Here is a 19,731-nt window from a genome sequence, read left to right on the forward strand (position 1 = left end):
CACCACCTGGCACACCCAGATCGACGTCCAACGAATCACCTTCACCGGCCACCCCCGCGCCAAAACCACCATCACCATCAACATCCCACCCGGCGCCGCCGCCACCATGCCACTACCCGCCGACATCACCACACCCGACAACCCCCACCACGAACTCATCACCGCCCACAGCGCCCACCACTACTTCGCCGAAGACATCCACCTCACCTACCCACCCGCCCAACTCGACATCGTCGTCCACCCCACCACCGACGGCGCAACAGTGGAAATCACCGCCCACACCTTCGTCCGCGACCTGACCCTCTTCGCCGACCGGCTCGACCCCACCGCCGACACCGACCGGCAACTCATCACCCTCCTCCCCCGCGAATCAGTAACCCTCCACGTGACCGGCACCGCGCTCCCCGCCCCCGACGACCCCGCCTGGCGCACCGCCCCAGCACTGCGCACCGCGAACGACCTCATCACCCGCTGACCTCGGCGAGCCGGCCGGCCAGGAACGCCCGCTCGGCGTCGTTGCCGGTCAACGCCAGGGCCTCCTGGTACGCGGCCGCTGCCTCCGAGCGGCGGCCGAGGCGGCGCAGGAAGTCGGCGCGGGCGGCGCTGAGGTACGCGTACGCGGCCAGGGCCGGCTCGTCCAGCAGCGGCTCGAGCGCGGCCAGCCCCGCGGCCGGTCCGTCGCGCAGGCCCACGGCGACGGCCCGGTTCAGCGCCACGACCGGCGACGGCCACAGGTCCAGCAGCACGTTGTACAGGGCGACGATCTGCGGCCAGTCGGTCGCCTCCCACGACGGGGACTCCGCGTGCACGGCGGCGATCGCGGCCTCCACGGCGTAGCGGGTGGGCCCGCCCCGGCGCAGCGCGAACGCCAGCAGGTCGGCGCCCTCCCGGATCTGCCGGGTGTCCCACCGGGACCGGTCCTGCTCCGACAGCAGCAGCGGGCGGCCGTCCGGGGCGCTGCGGGTGTCGCGGCGGGCATCGATGAGCAGCATCAGCGCCAGCAGCGCGGCGACCTCGGCGTCGCGCGGCAGCAGCAGCCGCAGCATGCGGCCCAGGCCGACGGCGCCGTCGACCAGGTCCTGGCGCACCAGCCGCTCCCCCACCGGCGCGGCGTGGCCCGTGGTGAAGACCAGGTGCACCACGTCGAGCACGGCGCCGAGCCGTTCGGGAAGCTCGTCCGGCGACGGCACCCGGTACGGGATGCGGGCCGCACTGATCTTGCGTTTCGCGCGGGTGACCCGGGCCGCCATCGTCGGCTCCGGCACCAGGAACGCCCGGGCCACCTCGGCGGTCGACAGCCCGCACACGAGCCGCAGGGTGAGCGCGACCTGCGCCTCCCGCGACAGCGCCGGGTGGCAGCAGGTGAAGACGAGGCGGAGCCGGTCGTCGTCCTCCCCCGGCCCGGGCGTGGCCTCGCCGGTCACCAGCAGCGGCAGCGCCCGCCGCAGCGCGGTCTCGCGGCGCAGCACGTCCAGGGCGCGGTTGCGGGCGACGGTGGTGAGCCACGCGCCGGGGCGGGCCGGGACACCGTCGACGGGCCAGGAGCGCAGCGCCTGCGCGTACGCGTCCTGGACGCACTCCTCGGCGAGGTCCAGGTCCCGGGTGAGGCGCACCGTCGCGGCGAGCACCCGGGCCCACTCGCGCCGGTGCGCCTCGGCGACCGCCTCGCTCACCCGTGGTCCACGATCGGGCGGATCTCGACGCCACCGTGCCCGGAGGCCAGCTCCGGCAGCAGCGCGGCCAGGGAGATCGCCGCGTCGAGGTCGGCGGCCTCGACGACGTAGAACCCGCCGAGGGCCTCCTTCGACTCCAGGAACGGCCCGTCAGTCGTGACGAGCCGCCCGCCGCCGGAGCCACGCAGGGTCGTCGCGGTCGCCGAGCCCTCCAGCTCCTGCCCGTGCAGGACGCCGGTCCCGGCCGCGGCGTGGAACGCCCGGTGGCCCTCCTCCTTCGCCCGCCGCTCCTGCTCGGTCTCGGCGTCCCAGCGCTGCTCGTCGCCGTAGATGAGGATCAGGTACTTCGCCATTGTCCGTCCCATTCGTCCATCGGGCCCGTTGTCGTGCCCGTCCAGCTGTACGACGAACCGCAGTGCGGCAGAATCGACAAGCGCCGCCGGGTGAGCTGGAGCCAACCGACAGCTACCAGCGGTCGTGGTGCAGCGCCGCGGCGAGCGGGGTGCGGTGCCGCCAGCCGTGCCGCTCCAGGTCCGGCACCGTCTCCAGGTGCGTCACCGGCCCGAGGCACAGCCACGCGACCGGGCGGATCGTCTCGGGGATGCCCAGCAGCTCACGCACGAACGGCTCGCGGTAGAACGACACCCACCCCACGCCCAGGTCCTCGGCGGTCGCGGCGAGCCACAGATTCTGGATGGCGAGGCACACCGAGTAGAGGCCGGCGTCGGCGATCGCGTGCCGCCCCAGCACTCCCGGTCCGCCGCGGCCGGCGTCGTACGTGACGACCACCGACATCGTCGACTCCAGCACCCCATCGATCTTGATCCGGGCGAACGTCCCGGCGGCCTCGCCGTCAAGGGTCGCGGCGAACGTCGCCCGCTCCTGCCGGACGTGCTCGTGAAACGCGCGGCGCAGCCCGGGGTCGCGCACGAGGACGAAGTCCCACGGCTGGGTCAGCCCCACGCTCGGGGCCGCGTGCGCGGCGCTCAGCACGCGGTCGAGGACCTCGCCGGGGATCGGCGCCCCGGTGAACTGGCCGCGCACGTCGCGGCGGCGGCGCACGACGTCGTACAGGTCGGTGCTCATGAGGGCAGGCTCCCGCTGCTCGGCCCGCCCCGTCGCGGGGCGGGCGGTGACCGCGAGGCCGGTCTTCGGACTCTCGGATCAACGCCTGCACCGTCCGCCTTCCCAGCCCGCAGGCCAGTGACCGCACGCCGCGCGGGCGCGCATGGACGGCAGCTCCCCGATCACCGCGGCGGGCCCGTGCCGGATTCACACCGGCTTCCCGATTCTCCCCGGTCGCCCGGGGCACCTCGCATCAGTTCATGCCGCCGCAAGCCTAAACGCCTGGCCTAGACGCACAGCCGGTAATGCGTGGTGAGCCGCCCCTCCTCCAGCAGGTGGAACGCGAGCGCCGGCGGCGGCTCCGGACGGGCCTCGGCAGTGATATGGGCTTATGCTCATATCTGTCATTGTGGCACGGATCGCGGCAGGGTCGTCGGTATGCTTCGGGCGTGGACAGGAGGAGCGACATGAGCGCAGCGGCTGTTGGCGCTCGGATGCCGACCACGATCACCCTCGACGACGTCGCGGCCATGGCGGATGCGGATGAGCATCACCGCTACGAGCTGAGTCGAGAAGGGGTGCTGTCCATCATGCCGCCGGCCCACCCGGAGCATGCGGTGACCGTCGCCAAGATGGTGCACTGGTTCCACGCCAATGGGTTTGGACCCGAGCAGATCATGGTCGACTGCGGCATCCACGTCGGCGGCGGGCGGCAGCCGGACGTGACGGTCTGGGCGAAGGACAAGCCACCACGCGCGGCACGCTCCAGCTACGCGGGCATCGACGGACTACTTCTCGCGGTCGAGGTGGTGTCGCCCGACAGCGAGCACATCGACCGCGTCATCAAGCGCGACGAGTATGCGACGGCCGGCGTCCCCCGCTACTGGATCGTCGGTCGCGACGCGGCCACCACCTTGCAGGCGCTGGTCCTGCGCGACGGCGAGTTCGTGACGGAGCACGAGCCGCGGCCCCTGGCCTGGCTGCTGAACGGGCCCGTGCCCGACCTCAGCTGAGGGCAACAGCACCGGTGGAAATAGGTCAGGTTCGTCACCGGTACCATCCCCGCACGTGACGGTGCAGGGAGTACTGCTCGACCTCGACGGCACGCTGCTGGACCACGAGGGCGCGGTGACCGCGGCGCTGCTGCGGTGGCTGCCCACGATCGGGGTCGGACCGGACGCGCGGACCCTGGCCCTGTGGCGCACCGTGCAGGAGCGGCACCTGGCCGGTTGGCGGGCCGGGCGCATCACGTTCCAGCAGCAGCGCCGCCGCCGCGTCAGGGACTTCCTGGTCGCGGTCGGCCGGCCCGCCGAGGACGACGAGGCGCGCCTGGACACCCTCTTCAACGGGTTTCTGCGGGGGTACGAGCAGGCCTGGGCGCCCTATCCTGACGCCGCACCGGCCCTGGCGGCGCTGCACCGGGCCGGACTGCGCACGGCGGTGCTCACCAACGGCATCGTGGCGCAGCAGACCGACAAGCTGGCCCGCATCGGGCTGCTGGACCGGGCCGGGCCGGTCTACACCGCCGAGGCGCTGGGGCTGTTCAAGCCCGACCCCGCGGTGTTCGCCGCGGCGTGCCGGCAGTGGGGGCTGCCGCCCGGCGCGGTGGTGAGCGTCGGCGACCGGCACGACCTGGACGTGGTGCCCGCCCGGGCGGCCGGGCTGCGCGCGGTGCACCTGGACCGCGACGGGGCCGGGCCGCTCGACGAGCCGCACCGGGTCACGTCACTGCGCGAGCTGCCCGCCCTGCTGTGACGCGGCCGCCCCGCCGAGGCTGCGGCCGAGGAAGTCGAGCAGGACGCCGGCGAGCTCGACGCGGTGGTCCGACAGCGCGTGGTCGGTGTCGAACACCAGGTGCTCCAGGCGGATGCGGGGGCGCTGCCCGTACGCCCGCACCAGCGGCTGATGGTGCACCTCCTGCGGCGTGACGGGGTCGCGGCCGGTGCCGACGAGCAGCACCGGGCGGTCCTCGAACGCGCGGGCGAGACCGGCCAGGCGCCACGCCGGACCGGCCGCGACCATCTCGCTGACGAGGGCCTCGCCGCTGGTGCCGCGCAGCGGGAGCAGGTCGCTGCCGAGCGCCTCGACGCACTCGGCCCGGGTCACGGGATCCGCGCACAGCACGGCGGCGGTGCCGACGTCGAACCCGGCGATCGAGACGGTCGCGGCCACGGCCGGGTCGGCGGCGGCGGTCATCAGCGCGGCGAACCCGCCGAGGCTGTGCCCGGCCACCGCGACGCGGGCCGGGTCGAGACGGTGCGCGGCGGCGAACGGCTCGGCGCGCACCGCGGCGACGACCGCGGCGGCGTCCTGCAGCACGTGCGTGAACGCGTAGTCGCCGCCCATCCCCCACGAGCCGCGGTAGTGGAACACGAGCGCCGCGTAGCCGGCCCGGCGCAGCGACTGCGCGAGGTCGAAGTTGCGCTCGTTGCCGGGGAAGCCGTGCAGGAGCACGACCACCGGGTGCGGGCCGGGGCCGGCCGGCAGGTGCAGCACGCCGGCGAGCGTCTGGCCGCCACTGGTGAAGGTGACCGCGGGCGTGCTCGCGGCCGGGACCGTCGTCATCGCCGGCAATCCTAGCGCCGGGCGCGGGTTGTCCAACGGTGTCCAACGACGGGCGATCGACGCCCGTCATATCGACACAATGGCCCGCATGGCGGCGGCTCAACTCGTACACGACGAACTCTATTGGAACTATCGGGAGCAGACCCGGACATCCGGGACGCTGCAACGCACCGGCCGGTTACGGGCGTGGCGCGAGGACGGCGGGCGATTACTGGCCATGCTGACCGTCCAGCCGTACTTCGAGGATTACGGGTGCACGATCCCGCAGCAGGTCCGGGCCCGGTTCCCGTTCTCGGGGCGGCTCGTCGACGTGGTGTCCTATGAGCCCGGCTGGTGGGGCGGCAGCTGCCGGTACCACATCGCCGACCCCGCGTACGCGGCCGTGCAGCGGTGGATGTCGGTGGACGCGCGCACCGTGGCCCGGCGCCTCGGGCCCGGCTTCCAGATCGACGACGAGGCGGACACCACGTTCGGACAGCTCGGCGCGTGACGGCCGGCTCGCGGCGAGCACGAACAGTGGGAATATCGGGCGAAACGCCATGAAGGCCGTGGGGTGTCCGTAGCGTTGGGTCGATGAGGATGGTTCACAGGCTGGCGGCCGTCGCGGCCGCCGTCGCGGTGACCGGTTCCCCGGCCACCGCCGCCCACGCCCAGGCTTCCGAGGACCTGCGGCCCGCGTTGCTGACGCCGGCCGACCTGCCCGGCGGGTTCGTGCCGGTCGCGGCGGCCACGAACACCGACGGCGCGGTGACCCTCGGCGGCAACTTCCCCGGCTGCCCGTCCCTGGCCCCGGTGACCGGCGACGGCACCACGGCCGCCGCCGTCACCTACAGCAAGGGCGCCGTCGGGCCGTACCTGACCCACGCGCTCGTGCACTTCCCGGCCGGCGGCGCCGCGCCCGCGATGGACCGCCTCGCCGCCGCCGGCACCACCTGCAAGTCCTTCAGCCAGGACCTGGCCGGCATCACGGTGCGCTTCACGCTGACCCCGGCGCAGCTGCCGGCGACACTCGGCGAGCGCGCGGTCGGGGTGCGGATGACCGGCGACACCGACTTCGGCATCGCGGTCACCGCCGACATCGTCGCGATCCGCCGCGGCGAGTACGTGCTGTGGCTCAACGACATGGCCGTCGGCACCACCGGCGCCGGCATGGTGGGCACCCTGGCCAAGACCGCCGCCGACCGCTGCGCGCAACGGGCCAAGGGCTGCTGAAGCCGTTGCCGGCCGGCAACGATCTGCCGCGCGGCGGGTCAGTGGTCGCTGACGGCCAGCACGACCTTGCCGGTCGAGCGGCCGGTGGCGACCAGCTCGTGCGCCTTGGCGACCTCCTCCAGGGGCAGCACCGTGTCCACCACGACCCGCAGCTGCCCCCGCTCGACCAGGTCGGCGAGGGACCGCAGGCCCGCATGGTCCGGCTGCACGAGCAGGAACCCGGCCCGCCGCCCCTGCCCCCGCGCCTCGTCCGCCAGGTACGCCTCGGCCGGCGAGGCGAGCGACACCAGGATGCCGCCGGGGCGCAGCGTGGTCAGCGACCGGGGGCCGTACTCGCCGCCGATCGGGTCGACCACCACGTCCAGGTCGGCGGCGACGTCCTCGAACCGCACGGCGGTGTAGTCGATCACCTCGTCGGCGCCGAGGCCGCGCACCAGCTCGTGCTTGGCCGCGCGAGCGGTACCGATGACGTACGCGCCCCGGGCCTTGGCGATCTGCACCGCGAGGTGGCCGACGCCGCCGGCGGCCGCGTGGATCAGGACCCGCTGCCCGGCCCGCACGTCGGCGGTGTCGACCAGAGCCTGCCACGCGGTCAGCCCGGCCAGGCCCAGCCCGGCGGCCTCCACGTGCGACAACCCGGCCGGCTTGCGGGCCAGGTGCCGGGCCGGCGCCGTCACGTAGTCGGCGTAGGTGCCGGCCGCCTCGGGCAGCCGCGGCATGCCGAACACCTCGTCGCCCGGCTGCAGCCAGGTCACCCCGAGCCCGGTCTCCTGCACCACCCCGGACATGTCCCAGCCGAGCCGGACCGTCGTGCCGAGCAGGCCGCCCGTACCGCGGTGCCACAGGTCCGTCGGGTTCACGCCGGTCGCGTGGACGCGCACCAGCACCTCCGAGATCCCCGGTTCGGGGCGCTCGGCCGCCACCACCCGCAGCACCTCGGGGCCGCCGAACCCGTCCTGACCAATCGCGCGCATCGTGTCGTTTCCCATCTGTTGACTGCCGTTGCGCGTACCAGCGTCGCCGGGATCACCGCGGCCTTCGAGTGGCCGCATTGCCAGTATGTGCAAGGATCTGGCCATGCCGCATCGCGTCGTCGTGCTCGCCCTGGACGGGGTCTACCCGTTCGAGCTGAGCATCCCCAGCCGCATCTTCGGCACCGCCGCCCCGCTGTACGAGGTCGTGACCTGCAGCCTTGACGGCGCCGCGGTCCGTACCGGCTACGACTTCAGCGTCGCCGTCCAGCACGACGCGACCGTCATCGGCACCGCCGACACCCTGGTCGTGCCGCCGTTCGTGTGCGCGCCCGACGCGCCGCGCGACTGGCTGCCCGCGCCCCTGGCCGCGGCGCTGCGCCGGCTGCGGCCCGGCGCGCGGATCGTGTCGATCTGCACCGCCTCCTACGTGCTGGCCGCCGCGGGGCTGCTCGACGGCCGCCGCGCCACCACGCACTGGAACGACGCGGAGCACTTCCAGCGCACGTTCCCCGCCGTCGACGTCGACGCGTCCGTGCTGTTCATCGACGACGGCGACGTGCTCACCGCGGCCGGCGCCGCCTCCGGCATCGACGTGTGCCTGCACCTGATCCGCCGCGACCACGGCAGCGCCGTCGCCAACCGGGTCGCCCGCCTGTGCGTCGTGCCGCCGTGGCGCGAGGGGGGCCAGGCCCAGTTCATCGAGCGCCCGGTTCCCGAGCCGTCGGCAGCGACGACGGCCGCGACCCGGCAGTGGGCCCTCGGCCGGCTGGGCCGGCCGATCTCCCTGGCCGAGCTGGCGGCGCACGCGCGGATGAGCGTGCGCACGTTCTCCCGCCGTTTCCGCGAGGAGGTCGGGATGACGCCGGGGCAGTGGCTCACCCGGCAGCGCGTCGAGCACGCCCGGCGCCTGCTGGAGACCACCGACCTGCCCGTCGACCGGGTCGCCGCCGAGGCCGGGTTCGGCACCGCCGCCTCCATGCGCCAGCACCTCGCCGGCGCCATCGGCGTGCCGCCGATCGCGTACCGCAACACCTTCCGCGCCACGGCCGTCTCCGCGTAACGGTGGCTGGCCGTCGCCCCGGCGCTAGCGTGTGGACGCCGTCGCCGGCCGGGTCGGGCTTGCGCGGCTGCTCGTGACCGCCCCGGCGCGCCTGTCGTGCGCAACCACCACTGCGCCCCCTCCTCGGCGGCCCTGGCAGGCCCGCGGCCGATCGTGACCACCGCGGCCCGTCCCACCGGCTGAAGCCGGTCGTCACAGGCGCAGGCCGGACTGGACGGCGAAGACGACGAGCTGTGCCCGGTCGCGGGCGTGCAGCTTGACCATCGCCCGGCCGACGTGGGTGCGAACGGTGGCGGGGCTCACCACCAGCGCGGCGGCGATCTCGTCGTTGGAGCGGCCGGTGGCGACCCAGGCGACGATCTCCCGTTCCCGGTCGGTGAGCCGGTGCAGCTGCGGGTGCGGCACCAGCGGCGACGCCGCGGCGCCGAGGCGCTCGATGACGCGGCGGGTCACCGACGGTGACAGCAGCGACTCGCCGGCGGCGACGACCCGCACCGCGCGCAGCAGGTCCTCCGGCGGGGCGTCCTTGAGCACGAAGCCGCTCGCTCCGTCGCGCAGCGCGGTGAAGATGTACTCGTCGAGCTCGAACGTGGTCAGCATGACGACCCGGACCCTGTCGAGGGCGGGGTCGTCGGTGACCTGCCGCAGCGCCGCCAGGCCATCCAGGACCGGCATCCGGATGTCGAGCAGGGCCACGTCGGGCAGGCAGCGGCGTACCTCGTCCACCGCGGCGGCACCGTCGGCGGCCTCGGCGACCACGTCGATGTCCGGCTCGCCGTCGAGCAGGGTCCGCAGCCCCATGCGGACCAGCACCTGATCGTCGGCGACCACGACGCGGATCACGGGCGCCGCCCCGGCGGCTCCAGCGGCAGCCGTGCCACGACCGCGAGACCGCCACCGGGGCGGAGGTCGACGTCGACGGTGCCGCCGAGCCGTGCCGCGCGCGCCCGCATCCCGGCGATCCCGCTGCCCTCGGCCACGGCGCCGGTCGCCCGGCCGTCGTCGAGGACCCGCACGACCAGCTCGTCGCCGTCGCGGGCGACGCTCACCCAGGCGGTGGCCGGGCCGGCGTGCCGCAGCACGTTGGTCAGCGACTCCTGCAGGATTCGGTACGCGGCGGCGTCGACCTCTGGCGGCAGCTCCCCCGCCCACAGGTCCGCGACGATCGCCAGGCCGCCGGAGCGGATCCGCCGCAGCAGCACCGGGGCCTCGGCGAGGCCGGCCGCCGGCCTGCGCGGCCCGTCACCGCCGGGGTCGCGCAGCAGTCCCAGCTCGGCGCGCATGCCGTCCAGGGCGTCGCGGCTCGCCGCCCGGATCGCCTCCAGCGACGTGCGGACCTTGCCGGGGTCGCGGTCCAGCACGTGCAGCGCGACCCCGGCCTGCATCGCGATCACGGCCAGGCCATGCCCGACGCTGTCGTGCAGCTCGTGCGCGACCCGGGTCCGCTCGTCGGCGAGGACCCGCTGGACGTGCGCCTCGTGGAGGTCGGCGAGCGCCTCCCGCCGGATCCGCACGCCGGCGCCGATCGCCGTCGGCAGCGCCACAGCGAGCAGGACCAGCAGCGGCCAGGTGCCGGCGACCCCGCTGTACGGCAGGCCGAAGCGCACCCCGCCGGCCACGTACACCGCCAGCCCCAGCAGCACGTTGGCCGGCACGGCACGGGCGGCCGGCCACGCGACGGCGGCCCCGGCCGAGGCGACCGGGACCGCGACGAGGATCGGTCCGACCGGATACCCGGCAGCCAGATACGCCACGACCGCGGCGCCGCAGCCGGCGAGCGTCACCGAGGGCCGGCGGCGCAGCGTGAGAGTGGCGGCCGCGGCGGCCACGACGAGCAGGTATGCGATCAGGTCGGGTGGCCTGGTCCAGCCGGTCTCGCCGTCGCCGGCGCCGCCGGTGCCCGCCAGCCCCGCCCCGCCGACGAGCAGCGCCGGCCACCCCACGTGCCAGGCCCGGGACAGCATCGGCCGAGGATACGTCGATTTGCGTATGCGCGGTGCCGCCCGCACGCTGACGCCCCGCCGCGCGCGGACACCGATGCTCGGTCCCATGACCCAGACGATGGTGACCACCGACCGGCTGACTCGCCGCTACGGCACGCGTGCCGTGGTCGACGGCGTCAGCCTGACCGTCCGCACGGCAGAGGTGTACGGCTTCCTCGGCCCGAACGGCGCCGGCAAGACTACTACCCTGCGCATGATCCTCGGCCTGGTCCGCCCCACCTCGGGCACCGTGACCGTCGTCGCGCGGCGCACCGGCGCGCTGATCGAGGGGCCGGGCTTCTACCCGTACCTGTCCGGCCGGGACAACCTGCGGGTCGTCGCCCGGCACCGCGGCCTGCCGGACACCGCCGCCACGACCGTCCTGGACCGGGTGGGGCTCGACGGCGGTGCGGCGTTTCGCACGTACTCCCTCGGCATGAAGCAACGGCTCGGGGTCGCGGCCGCCTTGCTCGGCGACCCGGACCTGCTGATCCTCGACGAACCGACGAACGGCCTCGACCCGGGCGGGACGGCCGCCATGCGCGGGCTGCTGCGCGACCTGGCCAGCGAGGGGCGCACCGTGCTGCTGTCCAGCCACCTGCTCGGCGAGGTTCAGGAGGTCTGCGACCGGGTCGGCGTGATCAACGGCGGGCGGCTCGTCGCGGAGAGCACCGTCGCGGCGATCCGTGGCGACGCGACCCTGTTCGTGCGCGCCGAGCCGCTCGGCGTCGCGCTGTCGGTCGCGGGACTGGTCGCGGGGCCGGCCACCCTCGCCGGGTCCGGGCTACGGTGTGCGGGCCCAGCTGCCCCGCTGGTGCGGGCACTCGTCGCCGCGGGTGTCGAGGTGTACGAGGTCCGCACGGTCGAACGGTCCCTGGAAGACGTGTTCTTCGACCTGACGGACGGATCCGGCGCCGTCCCCGGGCCGGCTCCCGGTGCTTCCGGCGCTGAGGCGGGCTCCGGCCCGGTTCCCGCTGCCGGCGACCGGGGCGGTGCGGCATGAGTGCGGAGCTGTTGCGGCTGCGAAGGTGGCCGGTGCTGTGGGTGCTGCTCGGCGTCGGGGTGACGCTCGACCTGCTGTTCGGCTACGTCTTCGACTACCTGTCCTACCGGACCGGCAGCCGTCCCGTGAGCGAGGATGCCCCGCTGCTGGCCGGTCTGCTGCCGGCCGGCGTGCCCGTGACCACCGTCGAGGGGATGCCGATGTTCGGCGGGGCGATCCTGCTGATCCTCGGCGCCCTCGCCGCCGGCAGCGGGTACGGCTGGGGCACCTGGAAGACCGTCCTGATCGTCGCGCCGTCCCGGGTCTCGGCCTTCGGAGGGCTGCTGGGCGCGCTCGGCGTCGTTGCCGCCGGGCTGGTCGCGGCGACGTTCGCGGTGAACTTCGCCGCCGCGGCCGGTGTCGCCGCCGCCGAGTCGCGGTCATTCGCGCCGCCGGACCTCGCGGGTCTCGCCGCGGCAGCTGGCGGGGCGCTGCTGATGCACGCGATGTGGACGGCGTGCGGCGTCCTGCTCGGCGTCTTGGCCCGCGGCCCGGCGCTCGCCGCCGGGCTCGGCATGGTGTGGACCCTCGCGGTGGAGAACCTGCTGCGCGGCACCGGCAACGTCCTCGCCCCGGTCGCGACCGTGGCCGGCCTGCTGCCGGGCACCGCCGCCGGCTCCCTGGCCGGGGCCCTCGGCGCCGTCCCGTTCGCCGACGGCGGCACCCCCGGCGTCCTGTCCACTCTGGACGGCGGCCCGGCCGCCCTGCTCGTGGCAGCGTGGACGGCTTTGTCCGTCACCGCCGCCGGTGTCCTGCTCCTTCGCCGCGACGTTTCCTGACCGCGCCCGGGCGCGTCCAGCGGCGGTCCGTCCGCCGAGAGGGCGGCCGGGCGCCGTCACCTCCGGGTGCCGCCGGCACCCGGAGGTGGCCGCGGCAGCTCAACTGGCTCGCGTCCCAGACCGACGTGGTCTCACGGTGGTCGTCACGTCACGTCGGACCTGAGGTCACCACCGGTGGATGAACGCTCGATGAGCGGGGTTTCGCGACCGGAGAGGGGCCCATCGGCCGGCAGCCACCTGCCGGCACCTGGCGATCCTGCTGGCCTGACGCCGGCGCGGACCGGTCCCGCTCAGGACTCGGCCGTCTCCAGCGGGTCCGCCAGCAGGCGCTCGAACGCGAGCTCGGCCGCGCCGACCAGTGGCGCGTCGTCGCCGAGCAGCGGCGTGCGCAGCCGCAGGTGCTCCCGGCAGGCGGGCAGCGCCGTCGTCAGGCGGCCGCGGACCTGCGCGGTACCGGCGAGGTACAGCTCGCGCAGCGCGCCGCCGAACACGACCGCGGTCGGGTTGAAGATGTTGACCAGGTTCGCGACGCCGAAGCCGAGCCAGTCCGCGGCGTGCCGGACCGCGGCGCGGGCCGCCGGGTCACCGAGCCGGGCCGCGTCGACGCATGCCCGGACGGCGCCGCGCTCCAGCGACACGTACCGGGCGATCTCCGTCTCCCAGCAGCCGCGCGAGCCGCAGCCGCACTCGCGGCCCTGCGGGTTGACGACCATGTGGCCGACCTCGCCGCCGTGCCCGCCCTGGCCGGTGACGCGCCGGCCGCCGGCGATGATCCCGGCGCTGATGCCCGCGTCGCCGTGCAGATGGACAACGTTGTCAAGCCCGGCCGCGGCGCCCCGGGTGTGTTCGGCGAGGGCGGCGAGGTCCGCGACCGTGCCGATCATCGGCGGCCGGTCGAGCCCGAGCTGCCCGCCGAACGCCGCCCCGAGCTCGGCTCCCAGCCGTGCGCCGAGGCCGGCGACGACATCGGCGGCAGCGGCAGCGGTACCGGCGGCGACGGCGACACCATCGACGGCGCTCACGGTGGCGGAAAGCATCCGCACGACGCCGTCGGCGTGGCGCATCATCCGGGACACGGCGATGCCGCTGCCGACGAAGACGCCGTCCGGCGACGCGGTGCGCTGCATGTCGCGGACGAACCCGGCCAGGGTCGTGACGGTGTCGCGGACCGCGGTGCCGTGCGGGCGGGGCAGCTCGCGGCTGTCCAGCACCTTGCCGCCGAGCCCGACCCGCGCGGCGCGCAGCCGGTCGACCTCGATGCTGAGGGCGTACCCGTAGACGCGCGACGACCTGGGGCGCACGACCAGTGACGGGCGGCCGGCGCGGCCGGTCTCCTGCGGGGTGCCCTCGTCGATCAGTCCGGCGCCGGCGAGGTCCGCGGTGAGCGCACCGATGGTGCTGCGGTTGAGGCCGAGCTGGTTGGTCAGTTCGGCGCGCGACGTGTCGCCGCTGACGTGGACGTACCGCAGGAGTGCGCCCAGGTTCTGGCGGCGGACCGAGTCCTGGGTCGGGGTGCTTCGCTGGTGGCTCGTGAACACGGGCAGGTCCCTTCGGCCGAAACCCGGGGTGGAACAGCCGCGGGTCCCCGGAACCGTGTTCCGGGGACCCACGACGTCAGGTGCCTGGTGCTACTTGGTGAGCGGGGACAGCTTCGGGTCGTTGGCGTACGCCTCGGCGGCGTTGGCCTTCGTCACGATGACCGGCGGGAGCAGGTACGACGGGACGACCTTGACACCGTTGTTGTAGGACTTGGTGTCGTTGATGGTCGGCTCGTTGCCGGCCTGCAGCGCCTTCACCATGGTGATGGTCTCGGCGACCAGCTTGCGGGTGTCCTTGTTGATCGTGGAGTACTGCTCGCCAGCCATGATCGACTTGACCGACTCGACCTCGGAGTCCTGGCCGGTGACGACCGGGATCGGCTTGCCGGCGGCCTTCACCGAGGTGATGATCGCGCGGGCCAGGGTGTCGTTCGGGGACAGCACGCCGTCGAGGGTCTTGCCCGCGGTGTAGGTCGAGGTCAGCAGCGAGTCCATGCGCTGCTGCGCGCCCTCGGCCTTCCAGCCCTGGATCGCGGTCTGCTTGACGTCCGTCTGGCCGGAGCCGACGACGACCTCACCCTTGTCGATGAGCGGCTTGAGCACGTCCATCGCGCCGTTGAAGAAGACACCGGCGTTGTTGTCGTCCGGCGAGCCGGAGAACAGCTCGATGGTCCACGGGCCGGTCGCCTTCTTGGCCTTCATGCCGTCCAGCAGGGCCTGGCCCTGCAGCTGGCCGACCTTGAAGTTGTCGAACGCGATGTAGTAGTCCAGGTCCGGCGTCTGGGTGATGAGGCGGTCGTAGGCGACGACCTTGATGCCGGCGTCGTGCGCGGCCTTGACCTGGGTCGACAGCTGCGCGGCGTCGGTGGCGCCGATGACGATGACCTTCGCGCCCTTGGTGATCATGGCGGAGATCTGCGCCTGCTGGTCCGCGACCGTGGTCGAGGCACCGGCGTACTGTACGTCGGACTTGAACCCGGCGTCCTTGAGCCCGTTGGTGAACAGGTCACCGGCGAGCACCCAGTTCTCCGACGTCTTCGACGGCAGCGCGACGCCGATCAGCGAGTCGGCGGCGAAGCCCTTGGCGGCACCGCTGGGGCTGCTGCTGCCCTCGCGCTCCGAGTCGCCGCAGGCGGCGGAGCTGAGTGCGAGCAGCGCGACCGCGCTGACGGCGAGGCTCCTGGTGAGGAACTTGCGCATGTTGGGGAGTGCCTTTCTTCGGATGGTGGTGCGGGCGTTGGGGCGGGACAAGGGCGTCAGCCGGCCACCGGGGTCTTGGCGGCCTGTTGTCCGGTTCCGGATGGTGCGGACGGATCTCCGGTTGACTCCCGGCGGAAGGGTTTGCTTATCGACCCGATGATCGAGAAGCGGCCCTGGCTCTTGTTGTAGACGTCGAACGCGACGGCGGCGAGCAGGAACAGACCCTTGATGATCTGGGTCTTGTCGGTGCCGGTGCCGATCAGCTGGAGGCCGTTGGTGAGCAGGGCCATGACCAGGCCGCCGACGATCGAGCCGCTGATGGTGCCGAGGCCGCCGGAGACCGCCGCGCCGCCGATGAAGACGGCCGCGATGGCGTCCAGCTCCCAGCTCAAACCGTCCTGCGGGCCGGAGGCCCCGGAACGGGCCACGAAAATCATGCCGGCCAGTGCGGCGAGGATCGACATGTTCATCATGACGAAGAAGTTGACCCGCTTGAGCTTCACGCCGGACAGCTCCGCGGCGCGGGAGTTGCCGCCGACCGCGTAGATGTACCGGCCGCCGGCCGTGTTGCGGGTGTAGAAGGCGTACGCGATGACCAGGACGGCCAGGATGATGCCGGAGATCGGGAAGCTGGTGCCCACCCGGCCGCCGGCGAAGCGCAGCGTGGCGAAGATGATCACGCCGAGCATGATTGCCAGGCGGATCAGCGATACCCACACCGGCGTCGGCTCGGCGCCCATCGCGAAGCGGACCTGACGGGCCCGGTACTCCCGCCACACCACGGCGAGGCAGGCGACCAGCCCGAGCAGCAACGTCGGGTTGTTGTACCCGGTGTCCGGGCCGATCTCGCTCAGGTAGCCCGCGCCGATCTTCTTGAAGGCCTCCGGCACCGGCACCGAGTCGGCGTTGCCGATGTACTGGTTGCCGCCGCGGAACAGCAGCATGCCGGCGAGCGTGACGATGAAGGCCGGCACGCCGATGTAGGCGACCCAGAAGCCGTGCCACGCCCCGACGAGCGCGCCGACCCCGAGGCCGAGCAGGATGCCCAGCCACCAGGGCAGGTCCCACTCCTGCATGGCCTTGGCCACGATGATGCCGACGAACGCGGCGACCGACCCGACGGACAGGTCGATGTGACCGGCCACGATCACCATCAGCATGCCGATGGCCAGGATCAGGATGTAGGAGTACTGGCTCACGACGTTGATGAGGTTGCCGGACGTGAGCGTCAGCCCGTCGGTCTTGAACTGGAAGAACAGGATGGTCGCCAGGAGCGCGAAGATCATCCCGAACTGCCGGGCGTTGGAGGTGGTGCCCCCGAAGAGGTTCTTCTGCAGGTCTTTGAATCGGCTCATGGCGTCGGCATCTTCTTCATAGTCGGCTGCTGAGTCTTCGTGGAGGTCATCTGCTTCATGAGGAGTTCCGGGTTGGCATCGCGACGGTCGATGTTGCCGGTGATGGTGCCTTCGAACACTGTGTAGATGCGGTCACACAGGCCGATCAGCTCGGGCAGCTCGGACGAGATGACGATGACGCCCTTCCCGCGGTCGGCCAGCTGCTGGATGATGCCGTAGATCTCGTACTTGGCACCCACGTCGATGCCTCGGGTCGGCTCGTCGAGGATCAGCAGGTCCGGGTCGGTGAACATCCACTTGGCCAGGACGACCTTCTGCTGATTGCCGCCGGAGAGCTTGGTGACGCCCTCGTCGACCGTGGGCGTCTTGACCCGCAGGCTCTTGCGGTACTCCTCGGCGTAGGTGTGCTCCTTGACCTGGTCGAGCACGCCGTGCCGGGAGATCTTCGACAGCTTGGCCGCCACCATCGACGTCTTGATGTCGTCGAGGAGGTTGAGGCCGATCGCCTTGCGGTCCTCGCTCACGTACGCCAGGCCGTGCTTGATGGCGTCCGCGACCGTCTTGAGCTCGATCTCCTGGCCGTCCTTGTAGATGTGCCCGGACAGCCAGTGCCCGTAGGACCGGCCGAAGATGCTCATCGCCAGCTCGGTCCGCCCGGCGCCCATCAGGCCGGCGAAGCCGACGATCTCGCCGCGGCGCACGTTGAAGCTGGAGCCCTTGCACACCAGGCGGTCGGCGGAGATCGGGTGCCGGACCGTCCAGTCACGAACCTCGAAGAACACCTCGCCGATGTTCGGCGTGTGCTCGGGGAACCGGCTGCTCAGGTCGCGGCCCACCATGCCCCGCACGATGCGGTCCTCGTTGACCCCGTCGCCCTTGACGTCGAGGCTCTCGATGGTCCGCCCGTCGCGCAGGATCGTGATGGTGTCGGCGATCCGCTCGATCTCGTTGAGCTTGTGCGAGATCATGATCGATGTGATGCCCCGCTCCTTGAAGCCGAGCAGCAGGTCGAGCAGGTGCTGGGAGTCGTTCTCGTTGAGCGCGGCGGTCGGCTCGTCGAGGATCAGCAGCCGCACGTCCTTGGCGAACGCCTTGGCGATCTCCACGAGCTGCTGCTTGCCGACGCCGATGTCCTTGATGAGGGTGTCGGGGTCTTCCTTGAGGCCCACCAGCGCCATCAGCTCGTAGGCCTTCTTGTTGGCGGCCTGCCAGTCGATCGCGCCGAACCTGCGGGGCTCGTTGCCCAGGAACAGGTTCTCGGTGATGGACATGCCCGGCACCAGTGCGAGTTCCTGGTGGATGATCACGATGCCGGCGTGCTCGCTGGCGCGGATGTCCGGGAAGCGGGACTCGGTGCCCTGGTAGATGATGTCACCGGTGTAGGAGCCGTACGGGTACACACCGCTCAGGACCTTCATCAGCGTGGACTTGCCGGCGCCGTTCTCGCCGCAGATGGCGTGGATCTCGCCGGACCGGACCACCAGGTTGACGTCCTCGAGCGCCTTGACGCCGGGAAACTCCTTGGTGATCGACCGCATCTCCAGCAAGACCGGAGCGCTGCTCGTCATGTTGCCTCCGGGGGAACGCCAGTTGGCACATTTGTTGTGGCGACCAACTTATTTCAGATCGCAGTCTTTGCAAAGCCGCCAGCTGGACGGGTTGGTAACAATCCGGTAATGACGCGGCGTCGCGGGGGGCCGAGAGCCACTGCCTCGTGTCCGGGCGGTTAGCTGCGTGTGTCCGAGCGTAAATCAAATTGTTTTACAAAGTCAACGTGCTGCGAGAGGATGTGATGAGGAACCGGCAAGAAGGCGGGAACGCGTGCGACAGGTAGGTACCAACCTCCCTAAAGTAGGGCAATACAACCGGGCTGTGGTGCTGGATCAGATTCAGCTCGCCGACGGTGTCAGTCGCGTGGAGATCGCACAGCACACCGGGCTGACCCCGCAGACCGTGTCCGGCATCGTCCGGCGGCTGATCGACGAGGGCATCGTGCACGAGGACGGCGCCCGCACGTCCAACGGCGGCAAGCCCCGCACCGTGCTGCGCATCAACGCCGACGCCGGTCGCGCCGTCGGCCTGCACTTCGACCCGGTGGAGCTCGCCGCGGTCGTCGTCGACCTGCTCGGGCGCCCGCTCGTCACCGCCCGCCGCCCCACCCCGCGCCCCGGCGACCCGGCGACCGTCACCGCCGCCATGGCCGAGCTCGTCGACGAGGTCCTGCGTGAGGCCGGCGTCCAGCGCGACCGGGTCCTCGGCCTCGGCCTCGCCGCCCCCGGCCCCATCGACCAGCACGTCGGCATGGTCATCTCCCCGCCCCAGCTGGCCGACTGGAGCCGCGTGCCGATCAAGGAGATGCTCGCCACCGCCACCGGCCTCGAGGTGACCCTCGACAACGACGCCACCGCCGCCGCCGTCGGCGAACGCTGGGCCGGCGCCGGCCGCGGCGTGGCCAACTTCGCCTACTTCCACCTCGGCACCGGCGTCGGCGGCGGCCTGGTCCTCGGCCACCAGGTGCACCGCGGTGGCTCGATGAACGCCGCCGAGTTCGGCCACACGTCCGTCGCGGCGGACGGCCCGGACTGCTACTGCGGCAACCGCGGCTGCCTGGAGAGCCTGGTCAACCCGCCGGCCATCGTCGCCGCCGCCCACCACCTGCTCGCCACCGCCGCGGCTGCGCCGGCCGCCGCCGCGCCGGCGTTGGTCCGCAGCGCCGCGGCGAAGGCGGCGCTGGCCGGCGTCGATCCCGCCGCGTCGTCGCTCGCCGCGCTGTACCGCACCGACCCGGCCGCCGTGGACCATCCGGCGATCTGCCTCGCCGCCGCGGCCGGCGATCCCCTGGCCACCGCCGTCATCGACGCAGCCGCCGAGCACCTCGCCATCGTCGCGGTCAATGTCGTCAACATCGTCGACGTCGACCTCGTCATCCTCGGCGGCCACGGCATCCGCCACGTCGAGGGCCGCTTCCGCCAGGCCGTGGTCCGGGCCCTGGCCACCCGCCCCCTTGCCCGCCACATCCGCGTCGTCGACGTGGCCGTCTCCCCGCTCGGCGTCGACTCCGCCGTCATCGGCGGCGCCGCGCTCGTCCTGCACGCCACGTACTCCCCGCAGGTGTCTTCGCTGCTGTCCGCCTGATCTTCAGCCCGACCGCGGTCGTGTTCGGCGGCGCGCTGCGCGAGCTGTACGTCGCCGGTGCCGCGCAGGTCCGCGGCCGCCTGACGACGACGACGGCGCTGCCCGCCTGCCGGGAGCACCTGCGAGCCCTCGCCTCGGGTAGCAGACCGGC

At 72.8% G+C, this 19,731-nt stretch carries 19 protein-coding genes, 2 pseudogenes and 1 riboswitch; of the genes and pseudogenes, 10 read left to right on the forward strand and 11 right to left on the reverse strand.

All coding sequences use genetic code 11. The annotated features are described in order from the left end of the window. Positions 1–475 (forward strand): annotated as a pseudogene (locus AB0H83_RS24200) (glycoside hydrolase family 2 protein); the annotation flags it as partial. Here the strand turns inward: AB0H83_RS24200 and AB0H83_RS24205 are convergent. The 3 genes from AB0H83_RS24205 to bluB all read right to left on the reverse strand — a co-directional run bounded on the left by AB0H83_RS24205 (position 465) and on the right by bluB (position 2,759). Then, positions 465–1,628 (reverse strand): DUF6596 domain-containing protein, encoded by a 1,164-nt coding sequence (locus tag AB0H83_RS24205; protein WP_360098259.1) that lies wholly within the window; start codon positions 1,626–1,628, stop codon positions 465–467. The pseudogene AB0H83_RS24200 and the gene AB0H83_RS24205 overlap by 11 nt on opposite strands. A gap of 41 nt (positions 1,629–1,669) precedes the next feature. Beyond that, positions 1,670–2,026 carry a YciI family protein gene (locus tag AB0H83_RS24210; protein WP_360098071.1) on the reverse strand — a complete coding sequence of 119 codons (357 nt, stop codon included), beginning with the start codon at positions 2,024–2,026 and terminating at the stop codon, positions 1,670–1,672. Between the two features lie 112 nt (positions 2,027–2,138). After that, on the reverse strand, positions 2,139–2,759 hold the full coding sequence (gene bluB / locus AB0H83_RS24215) for a 5,6-dimethylbenzimidazole synthase (RefSeq protein ID WP_360098074.1): 621 nt from the start codon (positions 2,757–2,759) through the stop codon (positions 2,139–2,141). A gap of 38 nt (positions 2,760–2,797) precedes the next feature. Beyond that, a riboswitch (cobalamin riboswitch) is annotated at positions 2,798–3,004 on the reverse strand. Between the two features lie 228 nt (positions 3,005–3,232). Between bluB and AB0H83_RS24220 the strand changes: the two genes are divergently transcribed. Beyond that, positions 3,233–3,751 carry a Uma2 family endonuclease gene (locus AB0H83_RS24220; RefSeq protein ID WP_360098077.1) on the forward strand — a complete coding sequence of 173 codons (519 nt, stop codon included), beginning with the start codon at positions 3,233–3,235 and terminating at the stop codon, positions 3,749–3,751. A gap of 55 nt (positions 3,752–3,806) precedes the next feature. Beyond that, a complete protein-coding gene (locus tag AB0H83_RS24225) occupies positions 3,807–4,493 on the forward strand; it encodes an HAD family hydrolase (protein WP_360098080.1) in 687 nt (228 codons plus the stop codon). Here AB0H83_RS24225 and AB0H83_RS24230 read toward each other — a convergent pair. Continuing rightward, a complete protein-coding gene (locus tag AB0H83_RS24230; protein ID WP_360098083.1) occupies positions 4,464–5,303 on the reverse strand; it encodes an alpha/beta fold hydrolase in 840 nt (279 codons plus the stop codon). The two genes, AB0H83_RS24225 and AB0H83_RS24230, sit on opposite strands and share 30 nt — an antisense overlap. Before the next feature lie 88 nt (positions 5,304–5,391). On the opposite strand from AB0H83_RS24230, the gene AB0H83_RS24235 reads away from it, so the two are divergent. Then, on the forward strand, positions 5,392–5,793 hold the full coding sequence (locus AB0H83_RS24235; RefSeq protein ID WP_360098086.1) for a hypothetical protein: 402 nt from the start codon (positions 5,392–5,394) through the stop codon (positions 5,791–5,793). 83 nt (positions 5,794–5,876) lie between these two features. Continuing rightward, entirely contained in the window at positions 5,877–6,515 is a 639-nt protein-coding gene (locus AB0H83_RS24240; RefSeq protein ID WP_360098089.1) for a hypothetical protein, read from the forward strand. A gap of 38 nt (positions 6,516–6,553) precedes the next feature. On the opposite strand, the gene AB0H83_RS24245 is transcribed toward AB0H83_RS24240, so the two are convergent. Then, positions 6,554–7,489, reverse strand: coding sequence for an NADP-dependent oxidoreductase (locus AB0H83_RS24245; RefSeq protein WP_360098092.1), 936 nt, complete (start codon positions 7,487–7,489; stop codon positions 6,554–6,556). Positions 7,490–7,592: 103 nt separating this feature from the next. On the opposite strand from AB0H83_RS24245, the gene AB0H83_RS24250 reads away from it, so the two are divergent. Continuing rightward, positions 7,593–8,549, forward strand: coding sequence for a helix-turn-helix domain-containing protein (locus AB0H83_RS24250; RefSeq protein WP_360098094.1), 957 nt, complete (start codon positions 7,593–7,595; stop codon positions 8,547–8,549). 192 nt (positions 8,550–8,741) lie between these two features. On the opposite strand, the gene AB0H83_RS24255 is transcribed toward AB0H83_RS24250, so the two are convergent. Further along, a complete protein-coding gene (locus AB0H83_RS24255; RefSeq protein WP_360098096.1) occupies positions 8,742–9,392 on the reverse strand; it encodes a response regulator transcription factor in 651 nt (216 codons plus the stop codon). Further along, positions 9,389–10,513, reverse strand: a complete 1,125-nt coding sequence (locus AB0H83_RS24260; protein WP_360098098.1) for a sensor histidine kinase — start codon at positions 10,511–10,513, stop codon at positions 9,389–9,391. Before AB0H83_RS24260 ends, AB0H83_RS24255 begins: the two co-directional genes overlap by 4 nt. Positions 10,514–10,598: 85 nt before the next feature. Between AB0H83_RS24260 and AB0H83_RS24265 the strand changes: the two genes are divergently transcribed. Together AB0H83_RS24265 and AB0H83_RS24270 are read left to right on the forward strand one after the other, a co-directional pair. Next, the gene (locus AB0H83_RS24265; protein WP_360098100.1) at positions 10,599–11,534 is read left to right on the forward strand and encodes an ABC transporter ATP-binding protein; all 936 of its coding nucleotides are present in this window, start codon (positions 10,599–10,601) and stop codon (positions 11,532–11,534) included. Further along, positions 11,531–12,352: an ABC transporter permease gene (locus tag AB0H83_RS24270; protein ID WP_360098102.1), complete on the forward strand. Its 822-nt coding sequence runs from the start codon at positions 11,531–11,533 to the stop codon at positions 12,350–12,352. Before AB0H83_RS24265 ends, AB0H83_RS24270 begins: the two co-directional genes overlap by 4 nt. A gap of 290 nt (positions 12,353–12,642) precedes the next feature. Here AB0H83_RS24270 and AB0H83_RS24275 read toward each other — a convergent pair whose 3' ends face one another. From AB0H83_RS24275 to mmsA, 4 genes are all read right to left on the reverse strand, one after another. Continuing rightward, positions 12,643–13,890, reverse strand: a complete 1,248-nt coding sequence (locus AB0H83_RS24275) for an ROK family protein (protein WP_360098104.1) — start codon at positions 13,888–13,890, stop codon at positions 12,643–12,645. Positions 13,891–13,980: 90 nt separating this feature from the next. Continuing rightward, a complete protein-coding gene (locus AB0H83_RS24280; RefSeq protein WP_360098106.1) occupies positions 13,981–15,090 on the reverse strand; it encodes a sugar-binding protein in 1,110 nt (369 codons plus the stop codon). Positions 15,091–15,146: 56 nt separating this feature from the next. Beyond that, a complete protein-coding gene (gene mmsB, locus AB0H83_RS24285) occupies positions 15,147–16,445 on the reverse strand; it encodes a multiple monosaccharide ABC transporter permease (protein WP_360098108.1) in 1,299 nt (432 codons plus the stop codon). Beyond that, a complete protein-coding gene (gene mmsA, locus AB0H83_RS24290) occupies positions 16,442–18,013 on the reverse strand; it encodes a multiple monosaccharide ABC transporter ATP-binding protein (protein ID WP_360098110.1) in 1,572 nt (523 codons plus the stop codon). Before mmsA ends, mmsB begins: the two co-directional genes overlap by 4 nt. 307 nt (positions 18,014–18,320) lie before the next feature. Between mmsA and AB0H83_RS24295 the strand changes: the two genes are divergently transcribed. Next, positions 18,321–19,580 (forward strand): ROK family transcriptional regulator, encoded by a 1,260-nt coding sequence (locus AB0H83_RS24295; protein WP_360098261.1) that lies wholly within the window; start codon positions 18,321–18,323, stop codon positions 19,578–19,580. Beyond that, positions 19,580–19,705: pseudogene (locus tag AB0H83_RS24300) on the forward strand (sugar kinase); the annotation flags it as partial. The gene AB0H83_RS24295 and the pseudogene AB0H83_RS24300, both read left to right, overlap by 1 nt. Positions 19,706–19,731 lie beyond the last annotated feature (26 nt).

It is taken from the genome of Dactylosporangium sp. NPDC050688, assembly GCF_040654515.1.
Classification (GTDB): domain Bacteria; phylum Actinomycetota; class Actinomycetes; order Mycobacteriales; family Micromonosporaceae; genus Dactylosporangium.